Origin of the sequence: Rothia kristinae NBRC 15354, assembly GCF_001570865.1 — a bacterium.
In the GTDB taxonomy this organism is placed as follows: domain Bacteria; phylum Actinomycetota; class Actinomycetes; order Actinomycetales; family Micrococcaceae; genus Rothia; species Rothia kristinae.
Genome location: NZ_BCSM01000016.1, coordinates 13,005 through 28,664, shown reverse-complemented (window position 1 = coordinate 28,664; position 15,660 = coordinate 13,005). Strand labels below are relative to the sequence as shown.

Genomic DNA, 15,660 nt, shown 5'->3' with positions numbered 1-15,660 from the left:
CCGCCCGCCCCGTCTACCAGTGGATCGCCGCCGGCTCCCTGTCCAGCTCGGCGGTGGGGATCTGCGTCAGCGCCCTGGCCCTGACCATCCTGGGCTCGATGATGGTGCTCTCCGCCTCCTCGGTGGAGCAGATCTCCAAGGCCCAGTCGCCCTACGCCCTGTTCGCCCGGCAGGTGGGCTACGCCCTGGTCGGCATCGTGGCGATGTTCGCCGCCTCCCGGGTGCCGCTGCGCTGGTGGAAGAGCCGCACCCTGATCTTCTGGCTGATGGGCGGCACGATCGCGCTGCTGCTGCTCGTGCTCAGCCCTCTGGGCGTGGAGGTCTACGGCAACCGCAACTGGCTGGCCCTGGGGCCCCTGCAGTTCCAGCCCTCCGAGATCGGCAAGTTCGCCCTGGTCCTGTGGGCCGCGTGGGGCCTGGCCAAGACCCCGCAGGTCGCGGTCAGCGTGCGCGCCGCCCTGCTGCCCTCGATCCTCGGCTTCCTGGCCACCTTCGCGCTGGTCATGGCGGGGGGCGATGCCGGCACCGGCATCGTCTTCGCCCTGATCTACGCCGGGGCCCTGTGGTTCGCCCGCGCCCCGATGAAGATCTTCCGCTGGTCCGCGATCCTCGGGGTCGCGGCGGCGGCGCTGATCGTGGTCGCCAGTCCGCACCGCATCCAGCGCGTCATCGGCTGGCTGGTGCCCTCCCGCTGCGGAGCCTCGGATGCCTGCTACCAGTCCAACGCCGGTCTGGCCGCTCTGGCCAGCGGCTCCTGGTGGGGCGAGGGCCTGGGGGAGTCCCGGCAGAAGTACAATTACCTGCCCGAAGCGCACAACGACTACATCTTCGCGATCCTCGGGGAGGAGCTGGGGTTCATCGGCTCGCTCGTGGTCATCGCCCTGTTCACCGTGATCGCACTGTCCCTGGCGCGGGTCATCCTGCGCTCCTCGGACCGCTTCGTGCGCATCGCCGCCGGGTGCATGCTGGCCTGGTACATCGGCCAGGCCTTCGTCAACATCGGCATGGTCACGGGGCTGCTGCCCGTCATCGGGATCCCCCTGCCATTCATCTCCTACGGCGGCACCTCGCTGATGATGTCCCTGTTCGCTGCGGGCTTCGCGATGTCCCTGACCAGGACGCCCACCCATCCGGCGCTCGAGTTGTCCGCGCTGGAGGAGCCCGAGCGGACGTCTAGACTGGAGAACTGACCACGCCCGCGCCGAGAGAAACCGGGGAGCCGCAGTTGAATCCTTCACCGTCCGTCATCGTCGCCGGGGGAGGCACCGCGGGACACATCACCCCGATGCTCGCCGTGGCCGACGCCGTGCGACGGCTCCGGCCCCAGGCGCGGATCACCGCGGTGGGCACGGCGGATCGCATGGAGGCCCGGCTCGTGCCCGAGGCCGGATACGATCTGGAGTTCATCGACCGGGTCCCGATGCCGCGCCGGCCGTCGGCGGATCTGCTGCGCCTGCCGCTGCGATTCTCCCGGGCGGTCGGCCAGGCCCGCCGGATCCTGCGCCGGCACGAGGCCGACGTCGTCCTGGGGGTCGGCGGCTACGTGTGCACCCCGATGTACCTGGCCGCCGCCCGCGAGGGGATCCCCGTGGTGATCCACGAGGCCAACCGCCGCCCGGGCCTGGCCAACCGCGTCGGGGCGCGCCGGGCCGCCGTCGTGGCCGCGGCCTTCCCGGATACGCCGCTGCGCGGGGCCCGCACCGTCGGGATGCCGCTGCGCGGGCCGGTGGCCGCCATGGATCGCGCCGCAGAGCGCGCCGCGGCCCGCCGGGACCTCGGCCTGCGGGAGGAGCTGCCCACGATCGTGCTGACCGGCGGGTCCCTGGGGGCCGCGGCGATGAACCGCACGGTGCGGGCGGTCCTGCAGACCCCCGCCTGGCGCCAGGCCGGGGTGCAGCTGCTGCACATCACCGGGCGCGGCAAGCAGCTGCTGGACGATCAGGGCCAGCCGGTGCAGGCCCCCCGCTACCACCAGGTCGAATTCGTCGACGGGATGCACCGGGCCTACGCCGCCGCGGACCTGCTGGTGGCCCGGGCGGGAGCGGCGACCGTCAGCGAGGCCGCGGCCGTGGGCTGCCCCTCGGTCTTCGTCCCCCTGCCCATCGGCAATGGGGAGCAGGCCCTGAACGCCGAATCCCTCGTGGCCGCCGACGCCGCCCTGCTCGTCCCGGACGCGCAGTTCACCCCCGGCTGGTTCCTGGACCACGTCCTGCCGCTGGCCCAGGACCCCGAGCGCCTGGAGCGGATGAGCCGCGCCGCGAGCCGCCTCGGGGTGCGCGATGCCGCCGAGCAGATGGCCCGCCTCGTGCTGGAGGCCGCCGAGTCGTCGCAGAACCCGAAGGAGCAGAGCCGATGAGCACCCCCGAGCCCACCGCCGAGCAGGCCCGGCTGCCGGAGTCCATGAACCCGCCGTTCCCCCCGCGCCCGCAGCTGTCCGGGCTGGGCCGGGTGCACTTCATCGGCATCGGTGGCACGGGTATGTCCGCGGTGGCCGAGCTGCTGCTGGAGCACGGGCTGAGCGTGTCGGGCTCGGACGCCAAGGACGGCCCCGTGCTGGATGCGCTGCGGGAGAAGGGCGCGCGGGTCTTCGTGCCCCAGGCCGCGGAGAACATCGAGCAGGCCGACACCGTCGTGATCTCCACGGCCATCCGCGAGTCCAACCCCGAGCTGGCCGCGGCCCGGGCCCGGGGGCTGCGGGTCCTGCACCGCTCGGATGCCCTGGCCGCGGCCATGGGCGTCCAGCGCACGATCGCGGTGGCCGGGACCCACGGCAAGACCACGACCAGCTCGATGATCGCCGTGATGCTCGACGCCGCCGGTGCGGACCCGTCCTTCGCCGTGGGTGCGCGCATCGCCGCCCTGGGTACCAACGCCCGGCTGGGCCGCACCGACGACGACGCCTGGTTCGTCGCCGAGGCGGACGAATCCGACGGCTCCTTCCTGAAGTACGCGCCGTCGATCGCGGTGGTCACCAACGTGGAACCGGACCACCTGGACTTCTACGGCACCCCCGCCGCGGTGCACCTGGCCTTCGAGCGCTTCGCCGAGACCCTCGGGCAGGACGGGGTGCTGGTGATCTGCGCGGATGACGACGGCGCCGCGCAGCTGGCCCGGGCCCGACGCCGGGCCGGGGCCCGGGTGCTGACCTACGGCACCGACGCCGCCGCGGACCTGCGCATCGAGGACATCACGGGGGAGGGCACCGCCAGCTCGGCGCGCCTGGCCTGGCAGCTGCCAGAGGCCGCGGGGGGTGCCCGGGGCGGCGTCACGCTGCACCTGGCCGTGCCCGGCACGCACAACCTGCGCAACGCCGCCGCGGCCATGGCCTGCGCCCTGCTGGTCGGCGTGGATCCGCAGGCCGCGGCTCGGGGGCTGTCCGAGTTCACGGGATCGGCGCGCCGCTTCGAGCGTCGGGGGCAGGCCCGCGGGGTCACCGTCTTCGACGACTACGCCCACCACCCCACCGAGGTGGCCGCCGCCCTGCAGGCCGCGCGCACCGTGGCCGCCGGCGGTACGGTGTACGCGATCTTCCAGCCCCACCTGTTCTCCCGCACCCGGGCCTTCGCCCGGGAGTTCGCCGAGGCGCTGTCCCTGGCCGACCGGGCCTTCGTCGTGGATGTGTTCCCCGCCCGGGAGGAGCCGATCGAGGGGGTCTCCAGCCACCTGATCACCGATGCCGGGTTCAGCGAGGTCCGCTATGCGGCCTCCGGGCGGGAGGCCGCCACGCGCATCGCCTCCTCCGCCGCGGCCGGGGACATCGTGCTGACCATCGGGGCCGGGGACGTCACGACCTACGGCGCCTTCGTGCTCGAGGCCCTCGCCGAGGACGAGCGGCGCGCCCCCGGAGATGCCGCCCAGGACCCGGCGGAGTCCGCCCGGTGAGCGCCCGACGCCGCCCCCGCCTGCCCCGCTCCGCCCACGAACACGCCCCGGAGGGGGCCCCGGCGGCCGCCGAGCGGGAACCGGAGGAGCCCGACGAAGCGACCCAGGAGCCGGAGGGCGCGCCCGTCGAGGCGCGCCAGCGCCTGGCCCGGCGCGCCCGGGAGAACTCCCGACGCAGCGAGGAATCCCCGGCGCAGGCCGCCCGGCGCTCGCTGGAGGCCGTGCGCCGCGAGCCGGAGGCCGCCACGGGAGCGATCCCGGTGCGCGCGAGCAATCCGGCGGCGGTCAGCGTCGAACCCGCCCACGCCGGCTCCGACGCACCGGGCGCGCCCGAGCGAGATGAGGACGGGCGCACAGGGGACGAGGGCGCACCGGACGAGCGCGACGTCGTGCGTCCGCTGCGCCGCCCCGGCTCCGCGGACCGGCCCGCCGCGGCGGGTCCGGGGGAGCCCGGGGGCTCGCATCCGGGCGAGGACGGGGCGGACGGCGCCGCCGGGAACGGGGCGAGCGTCATCGCACTGACCTCGCGACGCCGCACGGAGGGATCCCGGGGCGCTCGGCGCACGAGCCGGCTGCGCCGCCTCGTGCCGCGCACCCGGCTGGGACGCATCGGGGCCGGCCTGCTGACTCTGGTGGTCGTGGCCGCGGTGTTCCTCGGGGTGGTCTTCGCCTCGCCGCTGCTGGCGGTGCGCACCATCACGGTGGAGGGCACGGGGGCTGCGGATCGCGCCGAGGTGGCCCGGAAGCTGGAACCGCTGGAGGGCACGCCGCTGCCGCGGGTCACCCAGCAGCAGGTCCGGGACCTGATCGGCCAGGATGTCGTGATCCGGGACGTCTCGATCGAGGCCCACCCGCCCCACGAGCTCGTGGTGACCCTGCAGGAGCGGGTGCCGGTGGCCGCCGTGAAGGACGGGGACCGCTACATCCTGGTGGACCGGGACGGCACCGCCGTGGGGGCCGCGGATTCGGTGGAGCAGGCCAAGGTCCCGCTGATCGACGGCGGGCGCCAGGCGGTCACCCAGGATTCCTTCCGGGACGTGGTGCGGGTGCTGCAGGCCCTGCCGCAGTCCCTGCTGCAGCAGATGACCGCGGCGAAGGCGCAGTCGGACACGGACATCCGCCTGGAGATGAAGGACGGCTCCACGGTGCTCTGGGGCACGGCCGATGACTCCGAGCAGAAGGCGCAGGTGCTGCGCGCCCTGATCCAGGCCGTCGGAGGGGACGGGGTCTCGACCTACGACGTCTCCAGCCCGGATCACCCGGTCACCGAGTGACCCCGGCAACCATTCAACCTGCACTCGAGGTCCATGCACGAGGCGGGTCGGGGCGGCGGCGAGGCCCGCACTCTGCGGGAATTCCCGGCCCTCGATCGGCCCGCGGGAGCGACACCGCCGCGTGCGGTTGGTAGTCTGGATGCCGTATAGGAACCGGCCGTCGACGCCGAACGACGCAATCGTCTGAACCTTCGATCGAGGGTTTCAGGATAGGGATCGGCGGCGGCCATCACTGCGAACGAGGATCACATGGACATCACCACCCCCCAGAACTACCTGGCCGTCATCAAGGTCGTCGGCATCGGCGGCGGCGGCGTGAACGCCGTGAACCGCATGATCGAGGTCGGCCTGCGCGGCGTCGAGTTCATCGCGATCAACACCGACGCCCAGGCGCTGCTGATGTCCGATGCGGACGTCAAGCTCGACGTCGGTCGGGAGATGACCCGCGGGCTGGGCGCCGGGGCCAACCCCGAGGTCGGGCGCCAGGCGGCCGAGGACCACGAGGAGGAGATCGAGGAGGTCCTCAAGGGGGCCGACATGGTCTTCGTGACCGCCGGTGAGGGTGGCGGCACCGGAACCGGCGGCGCCCCGGTCGTCGCGCGCATCGCCCGCTCCCTGGGGGCCCTGACCATCGGCGTGGTCACCCGCCCGTTCACCTTCGAGGGTCGCCGCCGCTCCAACCAGGCCGAGACCGGCATCGAGGCCCTGCGCGACGAGGTGGACACCCTCATCGTCATCCCGAACGACCGCCTGCTGTCCATCTCCGACCGCAACGTGTCCATGCTGGACGCCTTCAAGTCCGCCGACCAGGTGTTGCTCTCCGGCGTGCAGGGCATCACCGACCTGATCACCACCCCGGGCCTGATCAATCTGGACTTCGCCGACGTGAAGTCCGTGATGCAGGGCGCGGGTTCGGCGCTGATGGGCATCGGCTCCGCCCAGGGCGAGGACCGCGCGGTCAAGGCGGCGGAGCTGGCCATCGCGTCCCCGCTGCTGGAGGCCTCCATCGACGGCGCCCACGGCGTGCTGCTGTCCATCCAGGGAGGTTCCGACCTCGGCCTGTTCGAGATCAACGAGGCCGCCCGCCTGGTCCAGGAGGTCGCCCACCCGGACGCCAACATCATCTTCGGCGCCGTGATCGACGACGCCCTGGGCGATGAGGCACGGGTCACCGTGATCGCCGCGGGCTTCGACTCCCTGAACCCGGAGACCAACTCCAACTCCACCAACGCCGCGGCCAACCAGGCCCAGCGCACCCAGCAGGCCTTCGGCGGCTCCGCCTCCCAGCCGGTCCGGGTGGCCTCCAACCCGCAGCGCGGCGGCTCCTACGCCGGCGGCGCGCCGTCCTACTCGGGCGGCTCCTCGAGCCAGTGGGGTGCTGACGACGACGTTCCGGCCAACGCCGGGTTCGACGTCGATCTGCCCCCGACCGAGGAGGAGACCGGGCGCGGCTCGGCCCGCAAGGACTCCCTGGATGTGCCCGACTTCCTGAAGTGAAGTGACCTGACCCGCGGTTCCTCGCCGCACGGGTGAGCGCCCCGCACGGCGCCGCGATTCCCCGGTCTCCCGCGTCGGGACCGGGGGAATCGGCGCACCCGGGCCCCGGTGCTCCCCGCGGGGCAGACGCGACCCGGGGGCCGGGCGCCGCCCGCGAAGCACCCCTGACGTCTCCGATGAAGCAGGTCCCATGCGCATCCTCACCGAGCCCGACGGCCCGAGGCTGGCCGTCACCGATCGCGGCGACGGCAACCTCGCCCTGCACGCCGGTCCCGATCCCGCGGCCGCCCAGGCCCGACGACGCCGGATGGAGCGGGACCTGGGGGTGGCCGCCGGGCGGCTGCTCTTCCTCGAGCAGGTGCACGGCACGGCCGTGGCGGACGCCGATGAGGCCCCGACCATCCCGGCCCGGAGTGCGCCGGCCCGGGAGCGGGAGCTGGCGCCGGTCGCCGACGCCGCCCTGACCCGCACGGGGCGCCCGCTGGCGGTGCTGACCGCCGACTGCCTGCCCGTGCTGTTCGCGACCGAGGACCCGAGCCTGGCGGCCGTGGCCCACGCCGGGCGGCGGGGACTGCTGGACGGGATCCTGCCTCGGGTGCTCGAGGTGCTGGCCGCGGCCGGAGCCGGGCGGATCCGGGCCTGGATCGGGCCCGGGGTGTGCGGCTCCTGCTACGAGGTCCCCGAGTCCCTGGCGGCCGAGGCCGAGGCGATCCTGCCCGGGATCGCCGCGCGGACCTCGTGGGGCACCGCCTCCCTGGACCTGCCGGGAGCGGCCCGGACCCAGTTGACAGCCACCGCCGAGCGGCTCGGCCTGCGCCTGGAGGTCTCCGCGGAGCTGTCCGCCTGCACGCTGGAGGATCCGGGCCAGTTCTCCCACCGGCGCGCCCCGGGCGAGGGGCGCCTGGCCGCGATCCTGGTGCCCCAGCCCCCGTCCGAACCACCAGCCCGGACCAAGCCCCAAGCCCAGCCCCGGCCCGACGACGAGGACCCCGCACCGCACCGAGACGATCACGAGCAGCAGCGAGGAGGACACCGCAGATGAGCCAGGAGCACCCGACCCAGCCTCGAGAACAGCAGGAGCGGGGGAGGCCGCCGCACCCGGATCCCCGGCGCGCCGAGGAGCTGGCGCAGCGCCTGCGGCAGGTGAGCGAGACCGTGCAGTCCCTGGCCGCCCAGACCCCGGCCGATGTGCGGGATCCCGGGCAGCCGGTGCGGCTGCTGCCGGTCACCAAGTTCTTCCCGGCCGCCGACGTCGCCGCCCTGTGGGAGGCGGGCGTGCGGGCCGTGGGGGAGAACCGCGAGCAGGAGGCCTCCCGCAAGGCCGCCGAGCTGGCTCCGCTGACCGGTTCGGGCCTGCGCTGGGAGCACATCGGACAGCTGCAGACCAACAAGGCGAAGTCGGCGGTGCGCTGGGCCGGGTCGGTGCACTCGGTGGATCGGCCCGGACTGATCCAGGCCCTGGGTCGGGCCTGGTCGCTGGCGGTCTCCCGCTGGGAGGCCGAGGAGGGCCCGGCCCCGGCGGCGTATGCCGACGGCGGCCTGGAGTGCTTCATCCAGGTGGGTCTCAGCGCGGCCTCCGCCCCGGGGCAGGCCGCCAGCGGGGCCCGCGGCGGGGCCGACCCGACGGAGGTGGCGCGGCTGGCCGAGGCCGTCGCCGCCACCCCCGGCCTGCGCCTGGCCGGGCTGATGGCGGTGGCCCCGCAGGCGGAGGATCCGGCGGCGGCCTTCGCCCGGCTGCGCGAGCTCAGCGCCGCACTGCGCCGGGAGCACCCGGAGGCGGTGGAGATCTCCGCGGGGATGAGCGCGGACCTGGCCGACGCGATACGATGGGGCTCGACCCGGGTGCGCGTGGGCTCGGCCATCATGGGGCCTCGTCCCCGGGGCTGAGGCCCCCGGCCGTCCGACATCACCGAAACAGCACAGCAGCGAATCTTCGAGGAGTTCAGATGGCGGGAACACTGCGCCAGGCCATGGTCTTTCTGGGACTGGCCGACGACGGCTACGAGCAGTCGGGGGAGCAGACGGGATCCCGCCGCGGCTCCGCGGAGCAGGCCCCGGCGCGCACCCCGCGCGGTGAGCGCGTGGAGGGCGAGGTCATCGAACCGGAGCCCAGCACCGAGGCGCATCCGGTGATCACCCGGACCCCCGCCCGCTCCTCGGCCCAGGAGCAGGACCAGACCGAGACCCCCCGCGGCTCCCACGCCGCCGGGCGGCGCCCGGCGGCCCTGGAATCCCGCCGCGCCGAGCGCGAGCCGCGCTCGCGCTCGGCCGTGCAGCCCGCCGCCTCCGCCCGGGAGGCCGCCCCCGAGCGCCGAATCCCGGCCCCGATCGAAAGCGACAACGAATTGCGACGCATCACCACCATCCACCCGCGCTCCTACAACGACGCCAAGGTCATCGGCGAGTCCTTCCGCGAGGGCATCCCCGTGATCATGAACGTCACCGACATGGACGTCACGGAGGCCAAGCGGCTGGTGGACTTCTCCTCGGGGCTGACCTTCGCCCTGAACGGCAGCATCGAGCGGGTCACCGAGCAGGTGTTCCTGCTGACCCCCGCGACCCTGGAGGTCCTCGCTCCGCAGGAGGAGCAGCGCGAGCAGCACGCGCCCGAGGACGACGTCGCCCAGCACGACCCCTTCGACCAGCGCTGAGCCCATCCCGCCCGGGCCCCGCCCCTGAGCTTCGACCCCGAGGAGACCTGTGATCACGGTTCTGGCGCTGATCCACTTCGCCCTGTACCTGGCCATGCTGCTGCTGATGCTGCGCCTGATCCTGGATTGGGTGGACGGCTTCGCCCCGCGCTGGCGCCCCCGCGGCGTCGTGCTGGTCGCCGCGATCGGCATCCGGCGGGCCACGGAGCCGGGGATGCGGCTGATGCGCCGGATCATCCCGCCGCTGCGGCTGGGCGGAGTGTCCCTGGACATGGGCTTCCTGGTGCTGCTGCTGGTGCTGAGCCTGCTCAACTCCGTGGTCATGAGCCTGCTGGGCGCGGCGCTGTCCCGGGTCTGACCGGGGCCTGGAGCCTGCGCCCAGCCCCACCCACTAGGATGAGGGGTGAACAACCGTCCGACGCAGCGCCGACCGACGCGGCAGGCGCACAGACACGAGGTGACTTTCATGGCACTGACCCCGGAAGAGGTCGTCGAGAAGACCTTCCAGCCCACCAAGTTCCGCGAGGGCTACGACCAGCAGGAAGTCGATCTCTTCCTGGACGACGTCGTGGCCGAGCTGAAGCGGCTGAACGAGGAGAACCGGACGCTGCGCCAGGCGCTGTCCGAGCACGGCATCCCCGACCCGACCGCCGAGGGCGCCGCCCAGACCGGCACCGCCGGGCAGGCCTCGGATGCCGCTGAGGAGTCCGGGGCTGGCGAGGGCGCCAGCTCCGTGGCCGCCCTGTCCCAGCCCGCCGAGGAGCAGACCGTGAGCGCCCCGGCCGAGCAGGACCTCACCCCCGCCGGTGACGCCCCCGCCGAGGACGGCGCCGCCGAGCTGCCCGCGGACGCCGACGTCGTCGAGGAAGCCGAGACCGTGGAGGCCCCCGCCCCGGCCGAGTCCGCCGCCCCGGCCGGGTCCACCGAGTCCGCCGAGTCGGCTGCCGCGGTGATCGCGATGGCCCAGCGCCTGCACGACGAGTACGTCTCCGAGGGCCGCTCCGAGCGGGCCCGCCTGATCTCCGAGGGCCAGCTGCAGGCCGAGACCCTCGTCGCCGAGGCCGAGGCCCAGCGCAAGGAGGTCATGGAGAACCTGGAGACCAACAAGGCCGCCCTGGAGTCCGACGTCGAGGCGCTGCGCGCCTTCGAGGCCAGCTACCGGGCCCGCCTGCGCGAGCACCTGGAGTCCCGGCTCACCGAGCTGGAGAACACCGCCGGGCTGGAGCCCGACGCCGCGTGAGCTCCCGCAGCACCGCGAGGCCGACCCGTGCGCGGGTCGGCCTCGTCGTCTCCGCCGTGGTCCTGGGCGCCCTGCTCTACGCGGCGGACCAGGCCAGCAAGGCGTGGGTCGTCGCCCACATGGTCGAGGGCCAGCGGATCACCGTGATCCCCGATCTGCTGTGGTGGCGCTTTCTGCGCAACCCCGGGGCCGCGTTCTCCCTGGGGGAGTCCGTGACCTGGGTGTTCACCCTCGTGCAGGCGGCGGTCGCCGTCGTGGTGATCCGGCTGTTGCCGCGCGCTCGCAGCGCGGCCTGGCTGCTGAGCCTGGCGGGCCTGCTGGCCGGGGTGCTGGGCAACCTCACGGACCGGCTCTTCCGGGAGCCGGGCTTCGGGCGCGGGCACGTCGTGGACTTCATCTCCGTGCCGCACTTCGCGATCTTCAACATCGCCGACTCCTGCATCTGCGTGTCCATCGCCGTCATCGCCGTGCTGACCCTGCGCGGCGTCCCGCTGGAGGGCCGGTCGCCGGAGTCGGGTACCCTCGCGCCCGCCGATGACGGGCGGGCCGCCGCCGAGCATCCCGAGGAGACCCGCCCATGAGCGCTGAGCAGACCATCGAGTTCGCGGTGAGCGACGAGGACGACGGCGCCCGCCTGGATGCGCTGCTGGCCCGGGAATCGGGTGGTTCCCGCAGTGCCGCGGCCGCCTGGTGCGAGCAGGACCGGGTGCGCGTGCGGCACGAGGGACGGCAGCTGAAGCCCGCCAAATCCCTGAAGGTCCCGGCCGGCGCCGTCATCACCGCCCGGGTGCCGGAGCCCGAGGAGGCCGCGCGCGTGGTCGCGCAGGTCGTGGACGGGTTCTCCATCGTGCACGAGGACGCCGACGTCGTCGTGGTGGACAAGCCCACCGGGGTCGCCGCCCACCCCAGCCCCGGCTGGCACGGGCCCACCGTGGTCGGGGCCCTGGCGGGTCTCGGGGTGAACATCGCCACCAGCGGGGCACCGGAGCGCCAGGGCATCGTGCACCGGCTGGACGTGGGGACCTCCGGGCTGATGGTGGTCGCCAAGAACGAGCCCTCCTACGCCGCGCTGAAGCGGGCCTTCAAGGAGCGCACCGTGGAGAAGGTGTACCACACCCTCGTCCAGGGCATCCCGGACCCGCTGCGCGGGACCATCGACGCCCCGATCGGGCGGCACCCCGGGCACTCCTGGCGCTTCGCCGTCGTGGAGGACGGGCGGGCCTCCGTGACCCACTACGAGGTGCTGGAGGCCTTCGGCCCCGCGAGCCTCGCCGAGGTGCACCTGGAGACCGGGCGCACCCACCAGATCCGCGTGCACTTCTCCGCCCTGAACCACCCCTGCTGCGGGGATCTCACCTACGGGGCGGATCCGCGCCTGGCCGCGGACCTGGGCCTGACCCGCCAGTGGCTGCACGCGCACCGGCTGGGCTTCGACCATCCCGGCACGGGGCGGCGGGTGCGCTTCACCAGCGAGTACCCGGCGGATCTGAGCTTCGCCCTGGAGGCCGTGCGCAGCGGGGATGTCCTAAACTAGGGCGGTGACTTCAGCGGCCAAGACCAAGGGCTTCACCCACCTGCACGTGCACACCGAGTACTCGATGCTCGACGGCGCCGCCCGCCTGGACGACCTGTTCGAGCACGCCCACGAGCTGGGCATGGACTCGATGGCCACCACCGACCACGGCTTCCTCTTCGGGGCCTTCGACTTCTGGAACCGGGCCCGCAATGCCGGGATCAAGCCGATCATCGGCGTCGAGGCGTACCTGACCCCGGGCACCGCCCGGCAGGACCGCACCCGCGTGAAGTTCGCCGACGGCGGGCGCGACGACGTCTCCGGCGGCGGCGCGTACACCCACATGACCCTGCTGGCCGAGACCACCGAGGGCATGCACAACCTGTTCCGCGCTTCCTCCCGGGCCTCCCTGGAGGGCCAGCTGTACAAGCCGCGCATGGACCGGGAGCTGCTGAACACCTACGGCAAGGGCCTGATCGCCACCACCGGCTGCCCGTCGGGGGAGATCCAGACCCGTCTGCGCCTGGGCCAGTACCGGGAGGCCCTGGATGCGGCCGCGGAGTTCCGGGACATCTTCGGGGCGGAGAACTTCTACTGCGAGCTGATGGACCACGGGCTGGGCATCGAGAAGCAGGTGACTCAGGACCTGCTGCGCCTGGCCAAGGAGCTGAACCTGCCGCTGGTGGCCACCAACGACCTGCACTACACCCGCGCCGAGGACGCCAAGGCCCACGCGGCCCTGCTGTGCGTGCAGTCCGGCTCCACCCTGCAGGACCCCAAGCGCTTCAAGTTCGACGCCGATGAGTTCTACCTGAAGTCCCCGGCGGAGATGCGCGAGCTGTTCCGGGACTTCCCGGAGGCCTGCGACAACACCCTGGAGATCGCCGAGCGCTGTAACGTGGAGTTCGACACCTCCGCGAACTACATGCCGGACTTCCCCTGCCCCCCGGGGGAGAACGAGGAGTCCTGGTTCATCAAGGAGGTCGAGGCCGGGTTGCACTACCGGTTCCCCGACGGGGTCCCGGACGAGGTGCGCAAGCAGGCCGAGTACGAGCAGGGCATCATCATCCAGATGGGCTTCCCCGGGTACTTCCTGGTGGTCGCGGACTTCATCAACTGGGCCAAGAACAACGGGATCCGGGTGGGTCCGGGCCGAGGCTCCGGTGCCGGGTCGATGGTCGCCTACGCGATGCGCATCACCGACCTGAACCCGCTGGAGCACGACCTGATCTTCGAGCGGTTCCTCAACCCGGACCGCGTGTCCATGCCGGACTTCGACGTCGACTTCGACGATCGGCGCCGCTCCGAGGTGATCCACTACGTCACCGAGAAGTACGGCGAGGACCGCGTCGCGATGATCGTGACCTACGGGACCATCAAGGCCAAGCAGGCCCTGAAGGACTCCTCCCGGGTGCTGGGCTACCCGTTCTCCACGGGGGAGAAGCTGACCAAGGCGATGCCGCCGGACATCATGGGCAAGGGCATCTCCCTGCAGGACGTCTACGACAAGGACGCCAAGCGCTACTCCGAGGCCGAGGAGCTGCGGGAGCTGCTGGCCACCGACGAGGATTCCGCGAAGGTCTTCGACACCGCCCAGGGCTTGGAGGGGCTCAAGCGGCAGTGGGGGGTGCACGCGGCCGGGGTCATCATGTCCAGCCACGACCTGATCGACGTCATCCCGATCATGCGCCGCGAGCAGGACGGGCAGGTCATCACGCAGTTCGACTACCCGACCTGCGAGGGCCTGGGCCTGATCAAGATGGACTTCCTGGGCCTGCGCAACCTCACGATCATCTCCGACGCCCTGGAGAACATCGAGGCGAACCGGCAGGAGACCCTGGATCTGGAGACCCTGCAGATCGACGACGCCGCCAGCTACGAGCTGCTGGCCCGCGGGGACACCCTCGGGGTCTTCCAGCTCGACGGCGGGCCGATGCGCCAGCTGCTGAAGATGATGCAGCCGGACCACTTCGAGCACATCTCCGCGGTCCTGGCCCTGTACCGCCCGGGCCCGATGGGCGCGAACTCGCACATCAACTACGCCCTGCGCAAGAACGGCCAGCAGGAGGTCACCCCGATCCACCCGGAGCTGGCCGAGCCGCTGGCGGAGATCCTGGACACCACGTACGGGCTGATCGTGTACCAGGAGCAGGTCATGGCCATCGCCCAGAAGGTCGCCGGGTACTCCCTCGGCGAGGCCGATATCCTGCGCCGGGCCATGGGCAAGAAGAAGAAGGCCGAGCTGGACCGCCAGTACGCGACCTTCCACCAGGGGATGCTGGACAACGGGTACTCGGAGAGCGCGGTCAAGGCCCTGTGGGACATCCTGCTGCCCTTCTCCGACTACGCCTTCAACAAGGCCCACACCGCCGCCTACGGGCTGGTCTCCTACTGGACGGCGTACCTGAAGGCCCACTACCCGCAGGAGTACATGGCGGCCCTCCTGACCTCGGTGGGCGATGACAAGGACAAGCTGGCTCTGTACCTGAACGAGTGCCGCCGCATGGGCATCACGGTGCTGCCCCCGGACGTCAACGAATCCGCCCTGAACTTCACCCCGGTGGGTCGGGACATCCGCTTCGGAATGGGTGCGGTGCGCAACGTCGGGGCGAACGTGGTCCAGGCGATGGTGGACACCCGGCAGGAGAAGGGCCGCTTCACCTCCTTCCACGACTTCCTCAAGAAGGTCCCCGCGGTGGTGTGCAACAAGCGCACCGTGGACTCCATGATCAAGGCGGGCGCCTTCGACGACCTCGGCCACGGGCGCCGGGCCCTGTCGATGATCCACGAGGAGGCGATCGACGCGACCGTGTCCGTCAAGCGCCAGGAGGCGGCCGGGCAGTTCGACCTGTTCGGCGGCATCGGGATGGAGGAGGAGGACCCCTCAGCGGAGCTGACCGTGGCGATCCCGGACGTGCCCGAGTGGGAGCGGCGGGACAAGCTGAACTTCGAGCGCGACATGCTCGGGCTGTACGTCTCGGACCACCCGCTGCGGGGGCTGGACGAGGTGCTGGGCCAGCTGGCGGACTCCTCGGTCCAATCCCTGCTGGACGAGGACGGGAAACCCGACGGCGCGATCGTCACCGTGGCCGGGATGATCACCTCGGTGCAGCGCAAGGTCGCCAAGACCTCGGGCAACGCCTACGCCCGCATCGAGCTGGAGGACCGCACCGGGTCGATGGAGGTGATGTTCTTCGGGAAGGTGTACGCCCCGATCGCCAGCCTGCTGGCCGAGGACCTCATCGTGACCATCAAGGGGCGCCTGCAGCGCCGCGACGACGGCTCGGTGACCATCAGCGCCCAGGAGATGAAGATCCCGGACATCGACGCCGAGGGCCAGCAGGGCCCGATCGTGCTGTCCCTGCCCGAGCACCGGGCCACGGAGCGGACCCTGCGGGAGCTGGAGGGCATCCTGCTGAACCACCGGGGCGAGGCCGAGGTGCGCATCAACCTGGCCTGCCGCGGCAAGGACGTGCTGATGCGGCTGTCCCCGCGGCTTCGGGTCAACCCCAACCCGGCGCTGTTCGGGGATCTGAAGGTGCTGTTCGGCCCGGCCTGCCTGGAGCGGGCCTCCTGATCGGTCAGGCGCGGGCGCGGCTAGAA

At 72.5% G+C, this 15,660-nt stretch carries 13 protein-coding genes; all 13 read left to right on the top strand.

All coding sequences use genetic code 11. The annotated features are described in order from the left end of the window. On the top strand, positions 1-1,190 hold a 1,190-nt coding region (locus tag KKR01S_RS09420; RefSeq protein ID WP_061225870.1), incomplete at its 5' end, for an FtsW/RodA/SpoVE family cell cycle protein. Positions 1,191-1,225: 35 nt separating this feature from the next. Beyond that, the gene (gene murG / locus KKR01S_RS09415; RefSeq protein ID WP_058730725.1) at positions 1,226-2,356 is read left to right on the top strand and encodes an undecaprenyldiphospho-muramoylpentapeptide beta-N-acetylglucosaminyltransferase; all 1,131 of its coding nucleotides are present in this window, start codon (positions 1,226-1,228) and stop codon (positions 2,354-2,356) included. After that, a complete protein-coding gene (murC, locus tag KKR01S_RS09410; RefSeq protein ID WP_058730726.1) occupies positions 2,353-3,882 on the top strand; it encodes a UDP-N-acetylmuramate--L-alanine ligase in 1,530 nt (509 codons plus the stop codon). The genes murG and murC overlap by 4 nt, the downstream gene beginning before the upstream one ends. Then, complete coding sequence (locus KKR01S_RS11500; RefSeq protein WP_061225869.1) at positions 3,879-5,156, top strand: cell division protein FtsQ/DivIB; 1,278 nt, start codon at positions 3,879-3,881, stop codon at positions 5,154-5,156. Before murC ends, KKR01S_RS11500 begins: the two co-directional genes overlap by 4 nt. Before the next feature lie 249 nt (positions 5,157-5,405). Next, positions 5,406-6,653, top strand: coding sequence for a cell division protein FtsZ (gene ftsZ / locus KKR01S_RS09400; protein ID WP_058730728.1), 1,248 nt, complete (start codon positions 5,406-5,408; stop codon positions 6,651-6,653). Positions 6,654-6,843: 190 nt separating this feature from the next. Then, positions 6,844-7,695: a purine nucleoside phosphorylase YfiH/LACC1 family protein gene (locus KKR01S_RS09395; protein ID WP_081101688.1), complete on the top strand. Its 852-nt coding sequence runs from the start codon at positions 6,844-6,846 to the stop codon at positions 7,693-7,695. Continuing rightward, positions 7,692-8,540 carry a YggS family pyridoxal phosphate enzyme gene (locus tag KKR01S_RS09390; RefSeq protein ID WP_081101687.1) on the top strand — a complete coding sequence of 283 codons (849 nt, stop codon included), beginning with the start codon at positions 7,692-7,694 and terminating at the stop codon, positions 8,538-8,540. The genes KKR01S_RS09395 and KKR01S_RS09390 overlap by 4 nt, the downstream gene beginning before the upstream one ends. A 59-nt stretch (positions 8,541-8,599) precedes the next feature. Next, a complete protein-coding gene (locus KKR01S_RS09385; RefSeq protein WP_058730729.1) occupies positions 8,600-9,304 on the top strand; it encodes a cell division protein SepF in 705 nt (234 codons plus the stop codon). 49 nt (positions 9,305-9,353) lie between these two features. Next, positions 9,354-9,662, top strand: a complete 309-nt coding sequence (locus KKR01S_RS09380; RefSeq protein WP_099049765.1) for a YggT family protein — start codon at positions 9,354-9,356, stop codon at positions 9,660-9,662. A 108-nt stretch (positions 9,663-9,770) separates the two neighbouring features. Further along, complete coding sequence (locus tag KKR01S_RS09375; protein WP_061225868.1) at positions 9,771-10,544, top strand: DivIVA domain-containing protein; 774 nt, start codon at positions 9,771-9,773, stop codon at positions 10,542-10,544. Further along, entirely contained in the window at positions 10,541-11,125 is a 585-nt protein-coding gene (gene lspA, locus KKR01S_RS09370; RefSeq protein WP_058731767.1) for a signal peptidase II, read from the top strand. Before KKR01S_RS09375 ends, lspA begins: the two co-directional genes overlap by 4 nt. Then, positions 11,122-12,078 (top strand): RluA family pseudouridine synthase, encoded by a 957-nt coding sequence (locus tag KKR01S_RS09365; protein ID WP_061225867.1) that lies wholly within the window; start codon positions 11,122-11,124, stop codon positions 12,076-12,078. The genes lspA and KKR01S_RS09365 overlap by 4 nt, the downstream gene beginning before the upstream one ends. Positions 12,079-12,142: 64 nt before the next feature. After that, positions 12,143-15,634 carry a DNA polymerase III subunit alpha gene (gene dnaE, locus KKR01S_RS09360; protein ID WP_061225873.1) on the top strand — a complete coding sequence of 1,164 codons (3,492 nt, stop codon included), beginning with the start codon at positions 12,143-12,145 and terminating at the stop codon, positions 15,632-15,634. Positions 15,635-15,660: the final 26 nt, after the last annotated feature.